This is a genomic window from Sulfurovum sp. (genome assembly GCF_041551015.1).
GTDB lineage: Bacteria > Campylobacterota > Campylobacteria > Campylobacterales > Sulfurovaceae > Sulfurovum.
In genome coordinates this window covers 1-6,837 of sequence record NZ_JBFENQ010000100.1, presented here as the reverse complement: position 1 = coordinate 6,837, position 6,837 = coordinate 1, and the positions used below count along the sequence as shown (strand labels likewise).

Here is a 6,837-nt window from a genome sequence, read left to right as displayed (position 1 = left end):
ATGTTGTATTCGTAGCTTTCCTCTGTGTTGTTGTTAGTTATTGTTACTGTATTTTTTTTCATATTAACCATCCTTCTGTATGATAACGAGATCTGATAATCTCAGTATAGAATGGTAATGTAGAATTTATGTGTAGTTTTCTACTCTGTCAAATCTTTCATGAATTGTGCTTCGTCATAGGTTAAGTCAAGAAAATCAACTATCACTTTTAGATCTCTTTCTGCATTGCCCAAACATGAAGTTGCACCTGGGCTTGGCGTCATATTGAAAATTAAACCATTTCCCGGATTGATGGAAGCCTCTCCCAGCATAAGCTTTTCTTTTTCTTTGTCTAAAACTTGTGGTCTGACTCCTCCGAATCCTTTTGCATACTCTATGTCATCTACACTGAGTGAAGGTACGATCTTCCTGGCATCCTGTACAAATAATTTTTTATTGATAAGCGGCACTTCAAATAAAAAGTTTTTGAATATATAGTTTCTGATATCGCTGTCTTTAAGTAGATCCCAAAATATTTTTACTATTTTTGAATCGAACTTCAACGTCTTAAAAAAATCCAAATAAGTGCCCGGCTTAAATCTTTCAAGTTTTGGTAGCACGAGTGCTGTTGGTCCAAACCTTGTTTTTCCTTGGGCTAATATATCGGGGTCTCCATGAAGTGCTGCAAAAGGGAGTTTGTTGTTTTGTACCATATAGACTTTACCATTGAGAAAATGTCCATCAGTCATGTAAAAACTGCCTGCCATAGGCAAGCAACCCATATGATGCCCATAGCCCATCTGATGGGCTAAGAAGAGTGAGTGTGCTCCGGCATCTACCACAACAAAATCCGCAGTATATGTTTCATCTTTTGTAGTTGTAACGCGAAAAGTTTTATCTTCCAGCTCTTCAATCTGCTCAACCTGTGAATGGAAAAAAATGTCTGTGGTCGCATCAGATGCCTTTTGTGCCTGAGAAACCAAGGCTTCAGACATCTTACCAAAGTCAACGGTAGTATATTGGGTTGATGTTCCCATAGCGAGTATAGGCTCTGGACGTACTTTTGTTTGTTCTTTGTCTGCATAGACAAGTTTTGGTTCAAGTTCTTTTAGCTTCTCTGTATCCCAAAGTTCAAGATAAGGGAACAGTTCTTTAAATTCATGGTATCTGTTTTCGATAAAATGAACTTCTTTTTCTCCTACACCAAGAGCCATTTTTTGATGTTTAAACATGATTTTATCTTCTAGCCCATACTGCAAACAAAATTTCTCTATCATTTTTGCAGTTCTTTTAGTGATCTTTGCTTTTTCGAGTGTATAGTTTGTCTCTATATCTCCTACATGGATAGTTTGAGAGTTACTTGTCCCTTTAGAGTTAAGGGTTGACAGGGCTTCATATTTTTCAAGCAGGCATATAGATTTAACGTTTGTGTATTTTGCTAATTCATAAAAGAGCGCTGCCCCTGAGATCCCGCCTCCGACGATTAAAACATCATAATGTTTATTTTTCACTGTTTGATACTCCATGTTGTTTTAAAGTGCTTCTAATTGTATCGCTATATCTTCAGCGATTTTTTCATAATTTCTTATGTCCAATAATCTTTTTTGACCCTTAACTCCCACTTCTGCAATAGCCTCTTTACTTAGAGAGATGATATATTCGAGTTTTTCTTTGATGTCATCACGTTCAAATTTAGAAAACCAGGCATCATGACAATCAGTAAAGATTTTATTGGTGTGGCCAGAATTTGTCATGATACAAGGTATTGCAGAGGTATAATAGTCAAATATTTTTACAGGGGTGGACGTATTGTAAACAGGATAGTCCGGTAAAAGAGCCACACCTATATCTGCTTTGGCGATGAGATCAAGTAGTTCATCTCTAGTTTTCGCATTATGTATTTCAATATTGCGCTCAATGTTTTTATATTGTTTTATCATGTCAAGTGCATACTGAGGATCTCTGGTTGAAATGCTTAGTTTCCAGCTATCACTTTCTACTTTAGAAAAAGCTTCCAATACGGTTTCAAATTCTCTTACCTTGTCTAAAGTTCCTGCATAAAAGAATCTTTTTTCTTCTCCTTTATGCTGTATGTTTGGATGAAGCATATTTGGGTCTATACCCGGAGGACAGATGATTGTTTTAGTCGTTACATTAGGAAAAAATACTTTATGCATACTTTCAGAAGTAGGTAAAAATGCATCACACATGTTTATGACCTTTGTTTCACTGAAGGTTTTAAACTTATCTGTTACTTTATCCAAAAGGGTGTTTCCTCCCTCAGCGATACAACATCTGATCTTTACTCTTCTCTTTGGGCTAGAGAGTCTAAATACGGTTTTATATTGGTATTTATCTTTCTCAGCTAAGACAAGTTTCATGATGTCTATATCATTTCTAACCATCACATACGCATAGCTTTCAATAGCTACATCATTTCTGTTGAGTTCATCAAGAAGTACATCTTTATATCTTGTAGGCATGGTAAATCTATGCGCATTTTTTCGTTCAAAATCCGATTTAAATTCTGTAAAAAAGACAATATCAACAGTTAAATATTGATTTAAGTACTTTTCAAACAAAGGAGCCATGAAACTATGATCCATATATTCATCTTGGTCCGTTATATATAATAATTTTTTCATACAAATACCTTACACTATAAAATGACATTTTTTTGTATCATACTATACAATAAACATTATGATTTCGCTATAATCCCCTCCAAAAAAGGATATTTTGATGAAAAGTTTTGAAAATGTTAGTATAGAATTGGCAGGAAATAGCTATTTTGATGGTGCAGTAACGAGCCGTACAGTGAATTTCGCAGATGGGAGTAAAAAAACTTTAGGCTTTATGCTACCTGGTGAGTATGAGTTTGGTACTGCAGCCGCTGAGCTAATGGAAATCACATCAGGAGAACTGGAAGTAAAATTACCAGGGAGTGATACATGGATAAGTATTAAAGATGGAGAGTCTTTTGATGTGCCTGCAAACAGTAAATTCCAGGTAAAAGTTTCAAGTATTACGGATTATTGCTGCTCTTATCTGTAGATTTCACGATTAGTACACATAAAAGAACTATAATAATACAGAAACCATGGAGATTCCTCCTCCCCCTCCCTTTTTAGATCTCTATGGTTTTCTAGGCAACTTTTTATTTTATACGGCATCCGCATTTTCGTATGTGGGTGACCTCCTTTAAAACAGTCCAGAATGTACAGAAGTTGCCTTCTCCTAAAAATTTGAATCTATCAAAAATAACAGGGCATAGATAAAAATGATTTACTTTTGCAGAGATGGCCAGGTAGAATTCACACTTACTTCATACTCTGAAACTATACTGCTAGCATGAAAGTCATGAAGGACTCTTATCCCTTTTTGATACTTCATGCTTTCTAGGTAGCTTTTCACTTTTTTGCATCTTTGTCTCCCATATGGATGCATAACTCTTTTCAAATATATTTCCTACGAAGAGTTACCTTTATTACTACTCTTTCTTTCAGATCATTCAGTCAAATGGTTTAAAAAATCACATCAGTATTTTTATTTCTTTAGTGCGTTAATGCTTCTCCTAACAGGAGCAAAAAATTGCCAATAATTTTTTAGATAAATTAAGATTTTTTTTAGCTTAAAATCTTAGATTTTGAAATATAATTCTAAATATGGAAAAAAATAAAACTTCCATATAAGCTGCTGATAGAGCAGCGATTTTAAAATAGGAGAGAAGGGGATGACCTTTCAAGAAATTGAATTTGCTTTGAAAGTAAATGGGGTTGATGAAGAGGATATGCAAACGCTCATGAGCTACTGCAAAAGAAAAGGTACAGATTATTCAAAACTTGATGATATGCTTGTTGAGATGGGATACGATAAGGTTTTTACCAATGAGTTTTTTGGTTGGGCAGATACTGAAGATGAATACTATGATGATGATGAAGACTATGATCAAGAGTATTTTTCAACAGAGAGATACCCTCATAAACATAAATGGGAAGAATAAACACATATACATAAGTGCTTTACCTCCTATTTAATGATACATGGATATCATCACTATGCTTAGCATAAGGTGCTATCCTACGATACATTACTTAGGCTCCTCTGTCCATGCATTCGTTTTGAAATGATTATATTATAATGTTCGAACATGTCATCTCTGCTACGATCTCAAGTAGTAATTTTAGTTTGTCTTTTTCTAAATAATTCATGGACTTTTTCTAACTAAATAATCAGCCAAAATGTGTATAATGTTTTAAAATAATAGATGAAAAAACTATCAAGGTGTACAGATGGAACGAAAAAGAATATATAACCCTGACTCTGAAGAAAAAACAAGTGAACGTAAGATATTTGGTGGAGATCCTACCGGCATATTTGAGCTAAATGATATTAAATACCAATGGGCCTATAATCTATGGGAGATGATGTTAAACAATACTTGGTTCCCTAAAGAAGTGGATATGACACGTGATGTCAATGACTATAAACATCTTACTGATGCAGAGAAGTCCGCGTATGATAAAGTACTTGCGCAACTTATTTTTATGGACTCTCTTCAAACCAATAACATCATCGATAATCTGAACCCTTTCATCACTTCTCCGGAAGTAAATCTTATCCTGGTAAGACAGGCATTTGAAGAGGCATTACACTCTCAGAGTTATGCCGTTATGGTAGATAGTATCTCGACAAACTCAAAAGAGATTTATGAGCTTTGGAGAAGAGATATGATGCTCAAGAGCAAAAATGATGCTATCGCTAAAGTGTATGAAGAGCTTTCAAATAATCCTACAGACACAAACATCGTAAAAGCAATGTTCGCCAATCAAATTCTTGAGGGTATCTACTTTTACAGTGGGTTTGCTTACCTCTATACCCTTGCACGCTCAGATAAAATGCTTGGAACAGCACAGATGATACGTTTCATTCAAAGAGATGAAGTGACGCACCTGCTTTTGTTCCAAAACATGATCAACTCTACGAAGAAAGAGAGACCAGAGCTTTTTACCAAAGAGCTTATCGATGAAGTGTATGAAATGTTTAGATCTGCAGTGAAGCTTGAGTCTGAATGGGGGGCATATATTACCCAAGGACAAATACTTGGACTTACAGATGATATCATTGAACAGTATATCCAGCACCTTGCAGATAAAAGACTGCATGCCGTAGGACTTGAAAAAATATACAATGTAGAACACCCTATCAAGTGGGTAGACAATTTCTCGCAATTCAATGATCAAAAAACAAACTTCTTTGAAGGGAATGTAACGAACTATTCCAAAGGAAGTCTGGACCTGGATGACTTTTAGGTCTTCACATGTTAAGCATGCCTAAAGCAATGGAAGTTGTGACGTTACAGCTTCCCTCTCACAAAAGATATCAGGAGAACCTGGATACCCTTCTTTTTCATCTGAAAGAACATCAAGACAATCATATTGTCGTGGCACCGGAAGTATTTTTAACCGCATTTGATTATGAGCATATGGCAACGGCTGCAAAATTCTCAGCCAATGCCCTCAAAACACTGAAAAAAGAGGTAGATGAACAGATAGTAGTATTTACACTTATTCTTGAAGAGGGTGATAATTTTGTCAATCAGGCAGTGGTTATTCATAAGCATAAAATAGTGCATCGACAAGAGAAGGTAAAACTCTTTAAACTTGGGGATGAAGATCTCTATTTTCAAGCAGGGAAAAAAAAGAAGATCAAACCTTTTGAGATAGACGGGGTAAAATATGCCATACTTATCTGTTTTGAGTTGCGTTTTAAAGAGTTATGGGAACAGGTAGAGGGTGCGGATATAGTATTTGTCCCTTCGAGATGGGGCAAGCTGCGTAAAACACACTTGGAAGTACTTTCCCGGGCGCTTGCAGTGATGAACCAATGTTATGTTGTCGTCTCAAACTCTTGTGATGAAGACATGGCAAGTTCATCCTGTATCATCTCTCCTGCAGGAGAAGTGACTATGAATGATGAATTAGAAGTAGTAGAGGGAAGTATAGACTTTCGAGAAATTAAGAAAATGCGTCGCTATATAGTGATGGACTAGAGGAAGATAAATAAGCTCAAAAGCCTTTTTAACTAGATTTTAGATAGAATTTCTGCATTATTTGGGATGAGGGACTTTAATTTATGATAAAAGCGAGACAGCGACAGAATCTTGTTGTAGAGATCGAGAAACATTTTGCATTGGATGAGCATGTCAGAGAGGCATTGTTGGCTGTTGATAGAGAATCCTTTGTCCCTTCACAGTTTAAACATCTTTCTTACCAACTTGATGCTCTCCCCTTAGCAGCAAGCCAGTGGATATCTTCTCCTTTAACTGTCGCTAAAATGACACAACACTTAGAGCTTGAAGGCGTTGACTCTGTACTTGAAGTAGGCTGTGGAAGCGGATATCAAGCAGCGATACTCAGCAAGATCTGTCGTCGTGTATTTACCATAGAACGTATAGATGAACTTCTGAAGGAAGCGAAAAGCCGTTTTTCTGAACTTGAAATAAATAACATTATTACACGTTTTGATGACGGGCAAAGAGGATGGAAGCAGTATGCTCCTTTTGAACGTATCTTATTTTCAGCAACGGCCAAAGAGATACCCGAAGTACTTTTTGAACAATTGGCTGAAGGCGGTATATTGGTTGCACCTGTAGAAGAGGCTGAAAATTATCATATCATCACACGTTATTATAAGAAAAATGGCCGTATCACATCTGAAACGATAGAGCAGTGCCTGTTTGTTCCAGTACTAGACGGTACACAAAAATAAATTAATAGTTTTTATTGCATTTATAAATTTCTAACACTATACAAATCTCTTAACAAATAAATTTAAACTCAAAATATCTGTTTAGAT

Annotated in this window: 7 protein-coding genes; 5 read left to right on the top strand and 2 right to left on the bottom strand. The window is 35.8% G+C overall.

Annotated elements, in window-relative coordinates:
* Positions 1-140 precede the first annotated feature (140 nt).
* Positions 141-1,490 (bottom strand): FAD-dependent oxidoreductase, encoded by a 1,350-nt coding sequence (locus ABZC96_RS07250; RefSeq protein ID WP_373030118.1) that lies wholly within the window; start codon positions 1,488-1,490, stop codon positions 141-143.
* Between the two features lie 21 nt (positions 1,491-1,511).
* Positions 1,512-2,624, bottom strand: a complete 1,113-nt coding sequence (locus ABZC96_RS07245) for a glycosyltransferase (protein WP_373030116.1) — start codon at positions 2,622-2,624, stop codon at positions 1,512-1,514.
* Positions 2,625-2,721: 97 nt separating this feature from the next.
* Here ABZC96_RS07245 and ABZC96_RS07240 point away from each other — a divergent pair, with 97 nt between their 5' ends.
* The 5 genes from ABZC96_RS07240 (at position 2,722) to ABZC96_RS07220 (ending at position 6,750) form a co-directional block, all read left to right on the top strand.
* Positions 2,722-3,033 (top strand): pyrimidine/purine nucleoside phosphorylase, encoded by a 312-nt coding sequence (locus tag ABZC96_RS07240; protein WP_373030114.1) that lies wholly within the window; start codon positions 2,722-2,724, stop codon positions 3,031-3,033.
* 679 nt (positions 3,034-3,712) lie between these two features.
* The gene (locus ABZC96_RS07235) at positions 3,713-3,982 is read left to right on the top strand and encodes a hypothetical protein (protein WP_373030112.1); all 270 of its coding nucleotides are present in this window, start codon (positions 3,713-3,715) and stop codon (positions 3,980-3,982) included.
* A 289-nt stretch (positions 3,983-4,271) separates the two neighbouring features.
* Positions 4,272-5,291 (top strand): ribonucleotide-diphosphate reductase subunit beta, encoded by a 1,020-nt coding sequence (locus tag ABZC96_RS07230; protein WP_373030110.1) that lies wholly within the window; start codon positions 4,272-4,274, stop codon positions 5,289-5,291.
* Positions 5,292-5,299: 8 nt separating this feature from the next.
* Positions 5,300-6,031: a carbon-nitrogen hydrolase family protein gene (locus ABZC96_RS07225; RefSeq protein ID WP_373030109.1), complete on the top strand. Its 732-nt coding sequence runs from the start codon at positions 5,300-5,302 to the stop codon at positions 6,029-6,031.
* Between the two features lie 83 nt (positions 6,032-6,114).
* Entirely contained in the window at positions 6,115-6,750 is a 636-nt protein-coding gene (locus ABZC96_RS07220; protein WP_373030108.1) for a protein-L-isoaspartate(D-aspartate) O-methyltransferase, read from the top strand.
* Positions 6,751-6,837 lie beyond the last annotated feature (87 nt).